Here is a 14,053-nt window from a genome sequence, read left to right on the forward strand (position 1 = left end):
TAAATCGTCACCTTCAGTGTCACGGGAATGTCACTTTGGAGAGATATACTATTTCCATCGACATATGGAGGGAATTGTGAAGTTATTATGGGAGTGAAATTACGAAAGATTCTTATTATAGGAACTATTTTGTATACACTGTTGATCTTATATTTTTTGTTTTTTGCTTTCAATAGAGTAGAGCATGCAACAAGCCAGTATGAATATACGTTTATGTTGATTCCAGAAAGTGTTCCGCTTCTTTTTCCTGATCTCTTTGACCTATCCTTTTCTTGGGTTTATGACTTTGGGAACATCGCTGCTTTTATTCCTTTTGGCGTATTATTCCCTTTGCTGTATCGTACACATTTTAAGAAGTTTATTTGTTTGTTTATCTTAACAATTTTTGTGCTGGAAAGTCTTCAAGCTTTAACTTTTTTGGGTTCCTTTGATGTAGCCGATGTCATCTCCAATACGTTAGGGGCAATGATCGGATTTTGTGCATATAAGATTGGATTTTCCCCGGAAATCACCAGGAGATCACTTTTTACTTCGGCATTATCTGTTGTTGTGCTATTGGTTGGAATCATGGGAATCTCTGAGATCATTGATTTAACTCTGAAGAAAAGAGAAAGACCTGTGCAGGGATTACAAACGTTGGAAAAGCTTACGGGAAGCATGCCTACCACGCATAATCTTCCCAGTTTTACTATCGCAGGTAAAAATATAATACCAAAAATGAATTTGTACAGCAGTGAAGGTGAAGATATTAAAAAATACACCTATACTTTGGGTGATAAAAAAGAGGTATGGTTATATTTCAGCTTTGGATTCCCGCAAAATGAAAATTCTAGCAGTGAACTAATGATTATAGCTGATGGTAACATGATCCTTCAATCCAGTGAACAATATAGTTCCCAAGCTGAACTCAACAATACGGCATTAGTTACCGTAAAAGAAATAACCTTTATCCTTAAAGGGAATGTGAAGTTATGGGATGTAGGATTTAGTGAAATGAAGCATTGGTGGGAATGAGGAACTAACCCTTCGTTAATTTTATTAACGGAGGGTTTCTTTTGCTGATCGCCTCATATACATATTCCGATATACAGCCGGGGTGAGGTTCTCGTATTTTTTGAAGGTTTTAATGAAATAGCCCGTGTCGCAAAAGCCCAAATCATCACTGACTTGATTGATCGGGGAATCCGTGGATTCCAGCAGTTGCTTAGCCCATTCAATCTTGAGTCTGGCAATGAAGATGGAGAAATTCTCTCCAGTTTCTTTAGTGAAAATACGGCTGAAATAACTGGGGCTGATATGACAAAGTTTAGCCATCTCTTTGAGGCTGAAATTCTCATTTTTGTGAGCATAAATGTAATTAAAAGCAGGCTGAAGCACAGAATTTACTGAGACGAACTTTTGTACACCATTCTTTAATTTGGTCTCGATCAAGGCCCCGGATAACTCCTGCTGTATGGATTGGATTTTTCGGTACGTACGGTCTGACTCGTCCATTGCTTCAGCAGAAGTGGGGTCTTCTATATTGGTGGTCAGAACCTTTTTGTACAAATCCACAGTAGTATGCTTTTGAATGGCTTCCTCCACGATATAGGTACTTAACTGCAGCAGCAGCTCAACACACTTTGTTACTTCATCGTAGGATAAAACAGGCAGTGCCTGGTAATCCTCTTTGAGTGCTTTAAATTTCATGTTCGTCTCCATATTCGGCGGGCGAGAGACAATTTGCTCCAGTTGTGGCACGTCAGGTTCACGAAGCTTGAGCTGTCCGGCCATAATTGCACCTAGATATTGATTATCTATAATGATGGGAATCGCGATATCTATAATATTGAAATGACATAAATAAATAAACGGTTTGTTCTGGCGAACCGCTTCAATCCCAGCGCGGGCATCACATTTTTGACAATATTGAGAGAGATGGGAGTCCTGGCGCACACCTTGACAGAATGGCTGGCAATAGCTGTGCTTGGTCACAGGAACACCCTTGTAATCAACAGTAAGAATAGCCATTTTGGTTACAAGAGATAAGGAATCCTGGAGCTTTTCCCATTTCTTCAAATCAATAATTTCTTCTAGATTGAACCGGGATTTTGACATCACAAAATTCTCCTATGTAAGTTATAGAATCTTAATGAACATTATACAGAATAATTCAACACAATGACATGAAAGTTCGATTTTTCACGATTATGACAAAAAAATACGATAAGAAAACGCTTTAATAAGCTTTTATTGTTTCATGTTTCTTAAATTAGAGCAATCTATAATGATAACTATAAACAACTGAGGAGGAACGAAAAATGAGAAGAGCATTTATCAGTCCGACGAAATATGTACAAGGTGAGAATGAATTATTGAACTTAGGTTACTTCGTAAAAACATTTGGTGATTCTGCTTTGTTAATTGCCCATCCAGATGATGTAACACGTGTGAAAGACAAACTGGAGTCAACTAAACAGAAATTTAATATAACTCTTGTTGAAAGCGGCTTCCACGGGGAATGCTCAAGACAAGAAGTCGCCAGATTACAAGCGCTAGCCAAAGAACATCAATGTGCATGTACGATTGGCTTGGGTGGAGGTAAGGCGATTGATACGGCAAAATGTGTAGCTGAAGGAGAAGCGCTGATTATCGTTCCAACGATAGCAGCAACTGATGCTCCGACAAGCCACTCAGCGGTGCTCTATACTCCGGAAGGTGAATTCGATGATTATGCTTATTTCAAGCAAAGCCCGAGTGTAGTCATGATTGATACCACAGTTATTGCCAATGCACCTACAAGATTTCTTGTGGCAGGTATGGGAGATGCACTTTCAACCTATTTTGAAGCAAGAGCTACTGCAAATTCTTACTCCAATGTGAATGCAGGTTTACCTTGCGGAGTTCGTGAAGGGGTTTGCGGTGAAGCTAAAGGAACAGTAACAGCGTTGGGACTTGCGAAGCTCTGCTATGAGACATTGCTTGAGAATGGATTCAAGGCGAAGCAAGCTTGCGATCTGAATATCGTAACCCCAGCTTTGGAGAATATAATTGAGACGAATATTCTTTTATCGGGTCTTGGGTTTGAAAGTGGTGGTTTGGCAGCGATTCATGCGATTCATAATGGGTTAACTGCTTTGGAAGGAACTCATCATTATTATCATGGTGAAAAGGTTGCCTTCAGCACGATTGCTCAATTGGTTCTTGAAAATGCAGACCGGACTGAATTAAAAGAAGTGTTGGACTTCTGTCTTTCGATTGGCCTCCCAGTATGCTTAGCGGATATTGGTGTTGAGCATGTAACCTATGAGGAACTGCTTGAGGTTGCTAAAAAAGCTTGCATTGCTGAGGAATCTATCCATTCGATGCCGTTCCCAATTACGGAGGATGCGGTTGCATCAGCAATTATGGCAGCCGATCAATTAGGCCGTCAATATAAATCAAGTAAGGAGCTTTAAGATGAAAAAAATAATAAACAAGCCGGAGACTCTGGTTAGGGAAATGTGTAACGGGCTTGTCTTGGCGCATCCCGAGCTGGATTTCGATCCTAAATTCAAAGTGATTTCTAAGAAAGAGATCAATCAAAGTAAAGTTACCCTGATCAGTGGTGGCGGAAGCGGACATGAGCCGGCTCATGCCGGGTTTGTAGGAACCGGGATGCTGGATGCAGCTGTATGCGGTGATGTGTTTGCTTCTCCATCCCAAATTCAGGTTTATCAAGCGATTCGCCGCACAGCAAGCACCAAAGGTTCGCTGCTTATTATCAAGAATTATAGCGGTGACATCATGAACTTTAAAAATGCGGCCCATCTAGCAACTGAAGACGGTATCGAAGTGGATTATGTCAAAGTAGACGACGACATTGCCGTTGAAGACAGCCTTTATACAGTCGGAAGAAGAGGCGTAGCCGGAACAGTGCTTGTTCATAAGGTAGCCGGAGCAGCAGCAGAAGCTGGATTATCCTTAGCGGAGGTGAAAGAAGCGGCGCAACATGCAATTGATCATGTGCGCAGCATAGGCTTCGCCTATACCTCTTGTACCGTGCCTGCCAAAGGTACTCCGACATTTCATATTGAAGAGAACGAGATGGAATACGGGGTTGGCATCCATGGAGAACCTGGAATACGCAGGGAGAAAATAGTACCCGCAGATGAATTAGCACAGCGAATGGTAACCTCTTTGCTAGACAACTTCCAAATGAATGATCAGAAGCAGGAGGAAGTAGCCATATTAATTAATGGTTTTGGCGGCACCCCGCTGCAAGAGTTATATTTGCTGAACAATTCTGTCATCCGCGAATTAACCGCTAAGAATAAGCAAGTGTTTAAAGTGTTTGTTGGTAACTACATGACCAGCATTGACATGGCAGGTGCATCGGTGACGATAATGAAGCTGGATGAGACACTGAAGAAATGGTTATCTGCGCCTTGTGATACACCAGCCTTGTCGATTAAAGGCCCTTTTGAGCCTGTGAAATATACTGAAGTAATCCAAGAAGAGAAAGCAGACAGCAATGTATCCTTTAAGAATAATACGGATGCTGCTGCAGCGGTGATTAAGAACAATCGGTTTACTTTGCAAAATATCGTCTATCTGCTCGATCAAATGAGCCAGGTTATTATCGAGAATGAAGTTCCGTTCTGTGAGCTTGACTCCCACGCTGGAGACGGCGATTTCGGGATGAGTGTAGCTAAGGGCTTTAAACAGCTGAAAGTCGAGTGGGAAGATATTTTAGCTCATCATCTCACTAATATCGGTGAGTTCCTTGACGCCTGCTCCATGGTCATTATGGAATATTGCGGCGGAGCATCCGGACCGATCTGGGGATCAGGCTTCCGCGCAGCGAGCAAAAATGTTCAGCAGAAGGAAGAGCTGACCATTCAGGAGTTTGCTGATATGATGCAGGCTGTTGTCAAAGGGATTCAAGATACGGGTGAAAGATCTTTTGGCAGAGGGGCTGTCGTCGGAGACAAGACATTGATTGATGCGCTTGTACCGTTCGCAGATGCCTGGACCCAAAGTGCAGAACAAGGCGACGATATTAAAGTGGCGGCAAATAAAGCAGCGGAAGCAGCTGTCCAAGGTTCTAAAAATACTATAGAAATCGTTGCCCGTATGGGAAGAGCCGGTACAGTAGGGGAACGCAGCATCGGTTATCCAGATGCGGGTGCTCATGCGCTTGGGGTTATTTTCACAGAGCTGGCAAAAGCAATGAAATAAACAAGGTTAACTGGCGTATCACCTAAAATTAAAAAAAACGTACTGCATTAGCTGCAGTACGTTTTTAATTTAAATCATAAATTCAACGATGTATTGTTGGCAAATGAGTTCATATCCCAGCGATTGATATAGAGAAATGGCTCCTACATTCTCCTCAAAAACATTCAAATATACGTTAGCTGAAATGGCATGTCCTTGGCGTGTTAGCTCTGCACAGACTTTTTTTCCATAACCATTTCTTCTCCAGGCTACATCTGTTCCGATATTTCCTAGTTCAACGTAATCCTCACTATATATATGGTATCCTCCTACAGCAATCAGCTCGTCTTGTGCCATCACACCATAGAACGGATTCTGTAATTCTTCTTTTGAAAAAGCCATGGTTTGCAGCTCGTTCATCTTTGCTTCAATTCGCTGGAAATGAGCAGGTCCTAAGTGCATAACATGCTTGTCCGCTGTTGGTAGAACATCTTCATGAATATGTTTCATAAGAAGCAATTTTTTGGGAGGGCTGTAGAACTCAAGCTGAGAAGCAAAGACCTGCAGCTCTTGTTCGTTAATAATAAAGCTACCTACCGCATGGTTATGTAGATGTAATTCATCTTTCATGAACGCCAACATTGAGCTGAGACAAAAGGATTGCTGAACTGGATATACAGAAAAAGCATTAAACGGAAGGCCACTTAAAAAGGCTAATACTCCAAGCAACTCGCCCTGGTCAGAATACTGACCGTAATGCACTGTGTTTTGTCTGCGAAAAGTAAGGTATGAATAATATAAAAAATGCTGTTCCTTATTAATCGAGCTTAAAATAACATCCAACTCTGCTGCTGTTAATTTTCTATACATATACGACCTGCCTCCATTAACAATTGCTGTTGCTATTTCCTCTTGCTGAATTAGCACAACCTTTTCTAATATATCATAAATCAGAACTTTGTTTGCTTTATTGCTGGGTTGAGCCAAGTATGATACTATTGTCCCCTTAGAAACATAAAATGAGATATGAAGGTTTTCTTGAAAGGATGATATATATTAAGGCAATCTTAGTTCGGTACTTCGGAAATCCGCAAGATCGAACCGCCATGTTCAACGCTGCTTCCCTAGTCATCAATGCTTTTATTGGTATAGGCAAGTTAATTCTTGGGTTATATCTATTGTCCGGATGGTTCATCACAAATGCACTTTATTATCTGATCCTGTGTATAGCCAAAGGACAGGTGCTTCATAAATATACATTAGCTAAAAAAGTCAGTTCAGCACAGCAAAGGTATTCCATGGAGCTTTATGTTTATAAGCGTGGCGGTGTTTTTCTTTGTCTTCTAGGGGTTTCTTATCTGTTGGTCTGCTTGCGGATTTATCTAGTCGGAGACGCTTTGGTTTATGAAGGTTACATTGTATATCTGGTAGCACTGATCGCTTTTACAAAACTTGGTTTTGCCATTCATGGAAATATTGTTAACCGTCATCTCAAAAATCCCATTATATCAACATTAAAAATGATTAGCTTTACTGATGCCTTAGTCTCCATTGTTGTCACTCAAATGGCTGTGCTTACAATGAAAGGCTCACCTCAGGCATTAAACGCCAGCGCGTTGTTTGGCATGGGATGTAGTGTTTTATTTTGTCTGGGGGGGATCTGGATGATGCTCCGTAAGACAAAGGCTCCAATGAAGGAAGTAGAATTAATTAAAAATTAGATGATATCATAACTTCCCCTTATCCCTTAGGATGAGGGGTTATTTGTATTTTTATGTCATATTATCAGCGTTGAATGCCGAAGCTTATAGAAAATTATATTTTTATGCAACCTAAACACTTCTTTTCCTACTTTATAAGTGAATGCTTAATCAAATCGAACGGAAGTGATGGAGTGGAAGATAGTGAAATCATACAATTGTATTTTGCACGTAATGAAAGGGCAGTAGAAGAAACATCGAAAAAATATAGAAATTATTGTACTCGGATCGCTCATAACATTTTGTCTAATGCTGAAGATTCGGAAGAATGTGTTAACGATACCTTTCTTGGTGCATGGGAAGCAATACCGCCGAAGTCTCCTGCAAAGCTGTCCTCTTTTCTGGGGAGAATCACACGAAATATTGCTTTGAACAAATACGATTATTACATGGCTAAAAAACGGAATAAAAAATTCGATACGATTCTTAATGAATTAAACGATTGTTTATCCTCTTCAGACAACGTTGAAACCCAATACGAGGAAGCACAAATAGCCGAATCTATAAGCAAATTTCTACACAACATTAAGGAAGATCAGCGGAATGTTTTTTTGAGGCGTTACTGGTATTCTGATTCTTTGGCCGATATTGCCGCACGCTTCTCAATCAGTGAAAGTAAAACCAAATCAATTCTTTTCAGAACACGCAAAAAACTCCAAATATATCTTCAGAAAGAGGGTTATTTCCTTTGAATAATAAAGAGCTCTTCAAAACAATCGGTTACATAGACGAAAATCTGATAGAAAAAGCCAACTCCGCGAGACGCACTAATAAAAAAGCTTATGTAAAGTGGGGCTCACTCGCAGCTTGTGCTGCATTGGTGTTAGGTGTGGCCGTTTATAAATTTCCGCAGACTCCGTTGCCTAATTCACCACAAATATCACAGCAGACACCAGTCTCGTCTCCCACAGGGGTTCGCAAAATTCTGAATTACAATGGATACCGTTATGCATTCGTAGCAGATGGCGCTCAGTTTAAGTTCACAGGTATGGAGCCTGACAAATCGCTTGGTGCATTAGAGTTTGATCTCAACCAAGAGCCCGGAAAGAATGACGGGGATAAGAATGCGGAAAAAGATTATGCCGCTACGTTCGCTATGGGTGGAAAGCTGTATGAAATCCCAACATACCCATCCCATTTTCGTATTGCAGTTAAGGATGAGCAATATTATTATCTAGCTGAAATTGTGGCGAAGGTAGACGATTCTGCAATGAGCGCGAAGGAGTATCTAGATCTGGCTAATCTGAAGGAGCATGCAAAAGATATCTATATTCTGAATCATGTGGGGAATGACGTGCAAAAGACTATCACTGATCATCCTATTGTTGAGTCCATTATCGAAGGTTTGTACAGCGCAAAAAAAACAGAGCTAAGCATTAAGGAATATGAAGCTCTTGCAGCGGCGCAATCCCAAGGAAAATCATATCAATTACAGTTCAACCTCAAAGACGGGACTTATATCGCCATGTATATCATTCCCGAATTAAAGGTGGTGTCTATGGGTGATGCTTATTATTATTTGCCTGATGCCTTTTTTGATCAAACCAGCGACCTCTTTTCAGGGCTGACACAAGAAGTGCTACCGCTTTACTGAGAAGGCGGAGATAAGAGATCCTTAAAAACTGTACATTGCAGGTTATCTAATATCTCGCATATAATGATCTAAATGATAATCGTTATCATTTAATAGAAGAGAAAAGGTGATCTGCTCATGATAAAACATAATATTGGGATTACGGAGTGCAGCTTACCTGCTGAGTGTATAACAGAATGACAAGTTCATCTATTCATAACATCTATAACGGGTATTTCGATGCTTTGTTTGAGGCTCCGTCTATGAGGGGCACTACAGAGAGGAAACATTTTGCACAATCCAGTACACAAGGATACGTCGATAGAGTGATCACACCCTCCGGGATCGAAATTGTTGATAGTGATTACCGTTTTGCTGATGATCGCCTAGTTCGGGTTCAATCCGAAGCGGCGATGATTGAGTTAAGCTTTTGTCTGCAGGGAAGCGGGGAAGTTCATGTAACAGATACCAGCCATGAGTTAATGCCCGATAGTTGTTCATTGCAGTTCATGCAGGATTTCCAAGCGGAATTTCACTATCGCAGTGCTGAACCTATCCGTTTATTGTCCATAGGTGTACCGGTTACACTATTCGATTCATGGATGGCGGATCAAGGCTCTTCACATGCTCGCAGCTTATCCGGGCTGTTAGATTCACGTGCTTTTCGAATGTTCCGTATGCCTATTCTTCCAGAAACCACCCGATTATTGGTGCAATTGAGAGACTGTCCATATCATACCTCCATGCGCCGGTTGTACGTAGAGGGGAAGGCATTAGAACTCCTATCTGTATATTTTGACGCATTTCTTTTTGAGCAGAAACATACTAAACGGAGTTTGCATTTATCACGTAGTGACCGAGAAAACATTCGAAAAGCCAGGGATATCATCCTTGACCACATGGCAAACCCACCTTCGCTAATCGAATTGTCCAAGCTGGCAGGCATTAACGAATACAAATTAAAAGTTGGTTTTAAGGAAGAGTACGGAACAACTGTATTTGCATATTTACGGAACAAACGTTTAGAAAAAGCATGGGAAATCATAAGTACCGGGGAGATTAGTGTCAGCCAAACAGCGACGATGGTAGGTTACAACAACTTTAGTCATTTTGCCGAAGCTTTTCGGAAGCAGTATGGAATTAATCCTTCAGAAGTAATTAAAAAACGATAAAAATTAAATAAATATCCGCCAAACCGTTATTCAATCCCTCTGCCGGTAGTTCTGTCCTATCAGCAGAGTGTATGATCGGACTTGCTAGAAGTGAGAATGATTATCAGTAGATTGGAGAGGGTTGGAAAAAATGTTCAGTTTAAAACAGATCTCTTTTGTGGGAATCGCCTTAATCATGATGGTGATGCTGTACGGGTGTGGGAATTCAGGTCAGGAGGCTAAAGTAGAAAATTCTCAACCTGCGGTAAATTCAGAACCCGTCGCTACTAATTCGACCGAAACACGTACCCTCAAGGATGCTAAAGGGGATATTGTAATACCGGTGAACCCGGTTAGAATTGCCGATGTATCCGGCTCAACGGAAGAACTTCTGGTGCTTGGATATAAACCTGTTATTACTGGGAATACAGATATGGCTAATTCATTAGAAATCACTCCTATTCTCAAAAAAGAACTGCCTGATGTAACTCCCGCTGGATGGTTTCAGACGGAAGTCAACTTAGAAGCGATCATTGCAGCAAGCCCTGATTTGATACTGGCAGGACCTACCCAAGAAAAAATCTATGATCAACTAAATATGATTGCTCCAACAGTGAGGGTGCCTTATGGTTTTAACGCTTTTAGAGAGCGATTTGCATTTGTTGCGGAGGTGCTTGATAAGAAAGCGGAAATGGAAACGTGGCTGAAGGCCTATGATCAACGTGCTCTACTACTACATGATCAAATCACTGAGATAACCAAGGAAGAGACGTTTGCGGTAATCGAAGCTACAGAGAAAGAAATACGCATCTATTCCCGCACAGGTATTGCGGATATGATTTTTAATGATCTAGGATTACCCATCGCGCCAGGTACACCGGAGCCAGATCCATGGGGAGGGAAAGTGACAAGTCTAGAAGCACTGTCCACCTTTAATCCAGACCATATCATTTTATTATCCGATAATGACCAGAATGTTCTTGACCAAAGCAAGGTCTGGAGCAATCTGAAAGCTGTAAAATCGAATAATATATATCGTATAACAAGCAGACAAAATTATAATGAGGCTTTCTTTGCTTTAGGAAAAGAAGCATTGTTGGAGCAAATAGCCGAACAAATCAAGGAACATATCAAACAGTAAAGGATAATTTAATCTTTTCTCGAATATTCTCTGAGTTGCAATGATTATTATTTGAAGGGATGATTAAATTGAAGCAAGGGATATTAGTTTTTCTAAATGGAACTTCAAGTTCCGGAAAGACCTCCATATCGACTGAACTGATAAAACAGAAAGAGATTCCTTTTTATCATTTATCAATTGATGATTTTTTTAATAATTACAATGATTTTATTAATAATAAATTTCCAGATGAACCTCCAAGAGAAATAGATCATCAAGTCGTTTCCCAAATATTAGATGATTCCATATTCTCAGTGTACCGCTCGACAATTAAATTGTTAATAGAAATGGGTTTTAATGTAATAGTAGATACCGTAATCGACAATGATAAGAGGTTTAATGTGTTTCTTGAGCAATTTTTCGATCAGCCTACGTTATTTATAGGTGTAATATGCTCGAAAGAAGAACTCATAAGAAGAGAGCAAACAAGAGGAGATAGAAAGATTGGACTAGCAGCTTCACAGTTTAGCAAAGTATATTGCTTTGATGAATATGACCTCGAAGTAAATACGGAAGAGATGAAATTCAATAGAATGTGCCGAAAAGATATTAAGTTTTATTAAGTCCAATAAGGAATACTCGGTATTTAAGAAATTAAGTAAAAGAAATGTTAGTGTTTCCTAGATGGCGTATCCAGATAACACCATATTCAAGCGGGTCAAAAAAGAGAGGATCCTTTATAATGATGAGAATGGTTCTCACTATTATGAAAACTTGATCGGAGAGCGGTAGCAATGACTGGAATAGATTTTCATCACAATTTCAATCTTTTTTTCGATGGGCTTGAGCTGCCGCGGCAGAATAGAGATCGTACAGAGCACATGGCACTACATTCGCAAAGGGGAGAAGGGTTCGTTCGTCGATTCGTCCCACGCTTTGATATCAATGTGGTGGTATCCGATTTTACCTTTCGCCAGGATTACAGCGTGCCTCTCGTAACCAAAACAGCAATGGTTGAGCTTAATTATTGTTTGCAAGGGAAAAGAGAAGTCTCTGTTGATGGTGTCCAGTATGAGTTTGTTCCGGGAAGCTGTACGCTACAACTCATGAATGAAGTTGGCTCTCAATTTGAGTTTCAGGGGAATGAATCTTATCTGATGTTAGGCATAGGTATTCCTGTTTCGACTTTTCATCACTTCATGGAAGAAGGCGGGGGTGGGAGATCCGCTGATTTTGACCGCATTCTTGGCCAAGCATCTTTTCGTGTTTTTCAGGAAACGATGCAGCCGTCTACTGCTATCGTGCTTGAGCGAATGCTGGCAGCTCTTCAAAACCGCAGCACCAAAAATCTGGAGATCGAATGTAGTACATTAGAGCTTTTGTCGTTGGGCTTTCAATCGATTCTAACAGAAGGTACTTCTGGGACAACAAAGCTGTCGAAAAGCGACATGACAAAAATTAGTGAAGCCCGGGACATCATGTTGCAACGGATGATAGATCCGCCAAGCCTGTTGGAGCTCTCCCGATTGATTGGAATGAATGATAACAAATTAAAATCAGGCTTTAAAGAAATGTTCGGAACAACTGTATTTGGCTATTTGCGGGATATAAGGTTGGAGAAGGCTCTACACCTATTGCAGCAAGGTAATTTGAACGTTAATGAGACATCCTGTGCTGTAGGTTATTCCAACTCAAGTCACTTCTCAGAGGTGTTTCGGGAGAAATACGGGATTAATCCCGGCAAGCTTGTGAAACAGTTTGCTTCTTCTGTACTGTTGACTTCAAAACACGAATCGAACCTTTAAAGAATACGGAGATAACAGTTGCAAATAACCCACCAGTCACGACTGGTGGGTTATTACATTTACATATGAAGAGAAACGCAAAATCCCTCAGAATTTATTCTATCTCTCGACTACTGTTTCTCCTTCAATTAACACAGGTTGATAATAAGTATTGTTGGGAAGATCCTTTTTTCCTTGTAATTTTTTAATGACCCAATCCGCTGCATCACGGCCCATAGTTTCTTGGGGATGTGTTAAAGTGGTCAGTTTGATGTTCGCATTTTGGGCAATATAGGAGTTGTCCTGGCCAATAATTGATAATTCCTCTGGTATAGAAATGTCTAGCTGTCTGCAAGCATTGACCACTTCCAGACCAACCTCGTCGTTGTAGCAGACAATCGCAGAGAGGGTATCTCTATTTTTATTTAGGAAATCCTTCAAGTTCGTAGCTAAGGTTTGTTTGGTCTCGGTGTTGAACGAAAATATTTGCTCTGGATAAAACCGCAATTTAGCTTCTTCGAGGGCTTTGATATAACCCTTCATTCGATATTTGCCCTGTAAATCATCCATTTTTGCGATAAGTCCAATTTGAGAGTGGCCTTTGGAGATCAATTCTTTTGTTGCCAGATAACTGGACTGCACATCGTCAAGACAAAGGAAGGGGAGCTCTATTTCCTCATAAAAAGCATTAATCATAATGAGTGGAATATCTTGCTCCTTAAACGACAGATAATACGCAATATTGGGATTATACAGATTACTTTTCGTAGGTTCAATAATTAAACCATCTACGCCGTAGGACAACATCATTTCGAGAGCTTTTTTTTCTTGCGCAACATCGTTATTGGTACTAGCCAATAGTAGTGAATAGTTATCCTCATTCATTCGGCTTTCAATCCCCCGGATAATAGAAGGGAAGATGTAGTCAGAGATATAAGTCGTAATTACACCGATCGTCTTCTTATGGGAACTCCCGCCGGTCTTTGTGCGATATTGGTTGCTGACATACGTGCCAGAACCTTTTTCGCTGCGGAGGAATCCTTCGTTGGATAGCTCTAAAATGGCTTTTCTAACAGTCTGTCTGCTAACCTCGTACAAGGACTGCAAGGCAGACTCCGTAGGAATTTGTTCGCCTACATTGTAATCTCCTGAAAGGATCTTGCTTTTTATATCCTCTATAATCACTTGATACTTTGGTTTCATGTAATTCCTCTTTCCATACTTGTTCGCTTTATAATTCGTACATTTCGTTAAGTTGTATGTACAAATTATAGCATGACTACGAATTAAATATAAAGGGGCTCTTTTTTTATGAAAAATGTAAATATTTCGTACCTTTAGATCATCATAAACAAACTAAGTCCGGAGTTAAATTATTATCTTCTCCATATTTGTATGTATATATAACTATTTTATTGACAAATGTACGTACAAAAATTTATACTAAAGCTGTCAATTAAGAAAGCGAATTCTTTTATATTAAAAAA

Annotated in this window: 12 protein-coding genes and 1 pseudogene; 10 read left to right on the forward strand and 3 right to left on the reverse strand. The window is 40.3% G+C overall.

Going from position 1 to position 14,053, the window contains the following annotated elements; translation table 11 throughout:
* Positions 1–87 precede the first annotated feature (87 nt).
* The gene (locus tag MHH46_RS15555) at positions 88–1,014 is read left to right on the forward strand and encodes a VanZ family protein (RefSeq protein ID WP_076190369.1); all 927 of its coding nucleotides are present in this window, start codon (positions 88–90) and stop codon (positions 1,012–1,014) included.
* A gap of 24 nt (positions 1,015–1,038) precedes the next feature.
* Here the strand turns inward: MHH46_RS15555 and MHH46_RS15560 are convergent, their stop codons facing one another.
* The gene (locus tag MHH46_RS15560; protein ID WP_076190368.1) at positions 1,039–2,097 is read right to left on the reverse strand and encodes a PocR ligand-binding domain-containing protein; all 1,059 of its coding nucleotides are present in this window, start codon (positions 2,095–2,097) and stop codon (positions 1,039–1,041) included.
* Positions 2,098–2,300: 203 nt separating this feature from the next.
* Between MHH46_RS15560 and MHH46_RS15565 the strand changes: the two genes are divergently transcribed.
* Together MHH46_RS15565 and dhaK are read left to right on the forward strand one after the other, a co-directional pair.
* Positions 2,301–3,437, forward strand: coding sequence for a glycerol dehydrogenase (locus MHH46_RS15565; protein ID WP_076099237.1), 1,137 nt, complete (start codon positions 2,301–2,303; stop codon positions 3,435–3,437).
* Between the two features lies 1 nt (position 3,438).
* A complete protein-coding gene (gene dhaK / locus MHH46_RS15570) occupies positions 3,439–5,199 on the forward strand; it encodes a dihydroxyacetone kinase subunit DhaK (protein ID WP_076190367.1) in 1,761 nt (586 codons plus the stop codon).
* A gap of 69 nt (positions 5,200–5,268) precedes the next feature.
* Here dhaK and MHH46_RS15575 read toward each other — a convergent pair whose 3' ends face one another.
* The gene (locus MHH46_RS15575; protein WP_076125864.1) at positions 5,269–6,048 is read right to left on the reverse strand and encodes a GNAT family N-acetyltransferase; all 780 of its coding nucleotides are present in this window, start codon (positions 6,046–6,048) and stop codon (positions 5,269–5,271) included.
* Positions 6,049–6,197: 149 nt separating this feature from the next.
* On the opposite strand from MHH46_RS15575, the gene MHH46_RS15580 reads away from it, so the two are divergent.
* From MHH46_RS15580 to MHH46_RS15610, 7 genes and pseudogenes are all read left to right on the forward strand, one after another.
* Positions 6,198–6,899, forward strand: a complete 702-nt coding sequence (locus tag MHH46_RS15580; protein WP_076190366.1) for a hypothetical protein — start codon at positions 6,198–6,200, stop codon at positions 6,897–6,899.
* A 74-nt stretch (positions 6,900–6,973) separates the two neighbouring features.
* On the forward strand, positions 6,974–7,630 hold the full coding sequence (locus tag MHH46_RS15585; protein WP_249267686.1) for an RNA polymerase sigma factor: 657 nt from the start codon (positions 6,974–6,976) through the stop codon (positions 7,628–7,630).
* On the forward strand, positions 7,627–8,532 hold the full coding sequence (locus MHH46_RS15590) for a hypothetical protein (protein ID WP_249267687.1): 906 nt from the start codon (positions 7,627–7,629) through the stop codon (positions 8,530–8,532). Before MHH46_RS15585 ends, MHH46_RS15590 begins: the two co-directional genes overlap by 4 nt.
* A gap of 176 nt (positions 8,533–8,708) precedes the next feature.
* Entirely contained in the window at positions 8,709–9,683 is a 975-nt protein-coding gene (locus tag MHH46_RS15595) for an AraC family transcriptional regulator (RefSeq protein WP_076125617.1), read from the forward strand.
* A 130-nt stretch (positions 9,684–9,813) separates the two neighbouring features.
* The gene (locus MHH46_RS15600) at positions 9,814–10,803 is read left to right on the forward strand and encodes an ABC transporter substrate-binding protein (RefSeq protein WP_076141218.1); all 990 of its coding nucleotides are present in this window, start codon (positions 9,814–9,816) and stop codon (positions 10,801–10,803) included.
* A 68-nt stretch (positions 10,804–10,871) separates the two neighbouring features.
* A pseudogene (locus tag MHH46_RS15605) lies at positions 10,872–11,466 on the forward strand (chloramphenicol phosphotransferase CPT family protein).
* 110 nt (positions 11,467–11,576) lie between these two features.
* A complete protein-coding gene (locus MHH46_RS15610) occupies positions 11,577–12,587 on the forward strand; it encodes a helix-turn-helix transcriptional regulator (protein WP_076190365.1) in 1,011 nt (336 codons plus the stop codon).
* A gap of 99 nt (positions 12,588–12,686) precedes the next feature.
* Here the strand turns inward: MHH46_RS15610 and MHH46_RS15615 are convergent, their stop codons facing one another.
* Positions 12,687–13,769: a GntR family transcriptional regulator gene (locus tag MHH46_RS15615; protein ID WP_076125610.1), complete on the reverse strand. Its 1,083-nt coding sequence runs from the start codon at positions 13,767–13,769 to the stop codon at positions 12,687–12,689.
* Positions 13,770–14,053: the final 284 nt, after the last annotated feature.

This window comes from Paenibacillus sp. FSL H8-0175, assembly GCF_045040615.1.
Classification (GTDB): domain Bacteria; phylum Bacillota; class Bacilli; order Paenibacillales; family Paenibacillaceae; genus Paenibacillus_AQ; species Paenibacillus_AQ odorifer.